The following is a 2,662-nucleotide window of genomic DNA, read 5'->3' as shown; positions in this document are numbered from 1 at the left end:
AAGAATAGAAGAATAGAAAGAAAAAAGCCTCTGAGAACAGAGGCTTTTAAAATTACGTTTCAGCTAAGCGTGTTGCGTAATGCTTACAGGCCTGCGAAGTCCGCAAGGATAGCGGCTTTGTCAGTTGCTTCCCAAGGGAACTCTTCGCGACCGAAGTGGCCGTATGCAGCAGTCTGCTTGTAGATAGGTTGAAGAAGGTTCAGCATCTCTTGAAGACCGTATGGACGTAGGTCGAAGTTTTGACGAACTGCTTCAATGATGATTTCGTGCGCTACTTTCTCAGTACCAAACGTTTCAACCATGATAGATGTTGGATCTGCAACACCGATAGCGTAAGACAGTTGAATCTCACAACGGTCAGCCATACCAGCAGCAACGATGTTTTTCGCAACGTAACGAGCTGCGTAAGCTGCAGAACGGTCAACTTTTGATGGATCTTTACCAGAGAATGCACCACCACCGTGACGAGCTGCGCCGCCGTAGGTATCAACGATGATCTTACGACCTGTTAGACCACAGTCACCCATTGGGCCACCGATTACGAAACGGCCTGTTGGGTTGATGAAGAAGTTAGTGTCTTTGTTGATCCACTCAGCAGGAAGTACTGGCTTGATGATCTCTTCCATTACCGCTTCACGTAGGTCAGGTGTTGTTACTGAATCACAGTGTTGAGTTGAAAGAACAACAGCGTCGATACCAACGATCTTACCTTGGTCGTATTGGAACGTTACTTGAGATTTCGCATCTGGGCGAAGGAAGTCAAGCTTGCCGCTCTTACGTACTTCAGCTTGCTTCTTAACAAGAAGGTGAGAGTAAGTAATTGGAGCTGGCATTAGGATTGGTGTTTCGTTAGTCGCGTAACCAAACATGATACCTTGGTCGCCTGCGCCTTGATCTTTAGGATCGGCTTTATCAACACCTTGGTTGATGTCTGGAGACTGCTTACCAATTGTGTTTAGTACTGCACAAGAGTCAGCGTCAAAGCCCATATCAGAATGAACGTAACCAATTTCACGAACTGTTTCACGAGTGATTTCTTCGATATCAACCCATGCAGACGTGGTTACTTCACCGCCAACCATAACCATGCCGGTTTTTACGTAAGTCTCACAAGCAACACGTGCTTTTGGATCTTGTTCAATGATGGCATCAAGAACAGCATCTGAGATTTGGTCTGCAATTTTATCTGGATGGCCTTCTGAAACAGATTCAGAAGTGAATAGGTGCTTAGCCATGAGAGCTCCACTTTTAGTTTAGTTTTTAGTTGCAAATAGTTAAATGCAAATAATTTATGCCGTCGCAATCAAGAAAGCGCCGCCATTCAATACAGTATATTTTGTAGGTGTTTCTACATCTAGACGGCTATTTTAAATTCCAACGGTCGAATTACAAGCTCTTTTTTAGGATATGTCATAACTAAACGTTTGCGTGTTGGTAGGGGGAAGCCATTGTTAAGTGGTGTAAATGATCGAAAATTGCGGAAAATGACCGTTAAAGTACCAGTAAAACGTTTGCAGTCGCTATAGTCGTTTGAGAGAATACCCGCGCTAATAAAAATGAAAACTTTAGCATCTATCTCTTTTTTAAATCGCTTATGTATCCAGGAGCAGACATGCCTTCTCGTAAAGATCTAGCCAATGCAATCCGCGCACTTAGCATGGACGGTGTTCAACAAGCAAACTCAGGCCACCCAGGCGCACCTATGGGTATGGCTGACATCGCTGAAGTTCTTTGGCGTGGCCACTTGAACCATAACCCAGCAAACCCAGAGTGGGCTGACCGTGACCGTTTTATCCTGTCTAACGGTCATGGTTCTATGCTGATTTACTCTCTGCTTCACTTAGCAGGTTACGAGCTTTCAATTGAAGACCTAAAAAACTTCCGTCAACTGCACTCTAAGACTCCAGGTCACCCAGAGTACGGCTACGCTCCTGGTATCGAGACAACGACGGGTCCTTTAGGTCAAGGCATCACCAACGCTGTTGGTATGGCGATGGCTGAAAAATCATTGGCTGCACAGTTCAACAAAGAAGGCCACGACATCGTCGATCACTTCACTTATGCGTTCATGGGTGATGGTTGTCTGATGGAAGGTATTTCTCACGAAGCATGTTCTCTAGCGGGTACGCTAGGTCTTGGTAAGCTGGTTGCTTTCTGGGATGACAACGGCATCTCTATCGATGGCGAAGTTGAAGGTTGGTTCTCTGACGATACACCTAAGCGTTTTGAAGCATACGGCTGGCACGTAATCCCAGCCGTTGATGGTCACGATGCTGACGCTATCAACGCGGCTATCGAAGCAGCTAAAGCGGATCCTCGTCCTACACTTATCTGTACTAAGACTATTATCGGTTTTGGTTCACCAAATAAAGCGGGTACGCACGACTGTCACGGTGCTCCACTAGGTGCTGATGAAATCACAGCAACTAAAGCGGCACTGGGCTGGGAACACGGTCCTTTCGAAATTCCAGCTGATATCGCAGCTGAGTGGAATGCGAAAGAAGCAGGCGCAGCGAAAGAAGCAGCGTGGAATGCTAAGTTTGACGCATACGCAGCGGCTCACCCTGAGCTAGCAGCTGAATTCAAACGTCGTACTAATGGCGATCTTCCAGCTGAGTGGGAAGAGAAAGCAAACGCAATCATTGCTGATCTTCAAGCTAAC

The 2,662-nt window shown here is 46.2% G+C and carries 2 protein-coding genes; one reads left to right on the top strand and one right to left on the bottom strand.

What is annotated here, in order from left to right:
- Nucleotides 1–83: 83 nt before the first annotated feature.
- Complete coding sequence (gene metK, locus AB4496_RS04300; RefSeq protein WP_009847676.1) at nucleotides 84–1,235, bottom strand: methionine adenosyltransferase; 1,152 nt, start codon at nucleotides 1,233–1,235, stop codon at nucleotides 84–86.
- A gap of 377 nt (nucleotides 1,236–1,612) precedes the next feature.
- Between metK and AB4496_RS04295 the strand changes: the two genes are divergently transcribed.
- Nucleotides 1,613–2,662: thiamine pyrophosphate-dependent enzyme (locus tag AB4496_RS04295; protein WP_372130627.1), on the top strand; the 1,050-nt coding region annotated here is incomplete at its 3' end.

Source organism: Vibrio sp. 10N.222.46.A1 (genome assembly GCF_041473595.1).
GTDB lineage: Bacteria > Pseudomonadota > Gammaproteobacteria > Enterobacterales > Vibrionaceae > Vibrio > Vibrio tasmaniensis_A.
Note: the sequence above shows the minus strand (reverse complement) of the source record. Positions and strands in the feature narration are given on the sequence as shown.

Excerpts from the sequence above, each read along its gene's own strand:
- metK (WP_009847676.1), bottom strand. The coding sequence starts at position 1,235 with ATGGCTAAGCACCTATTCACTTCTGAATCTGTTTCAGAAGGCCATCCA.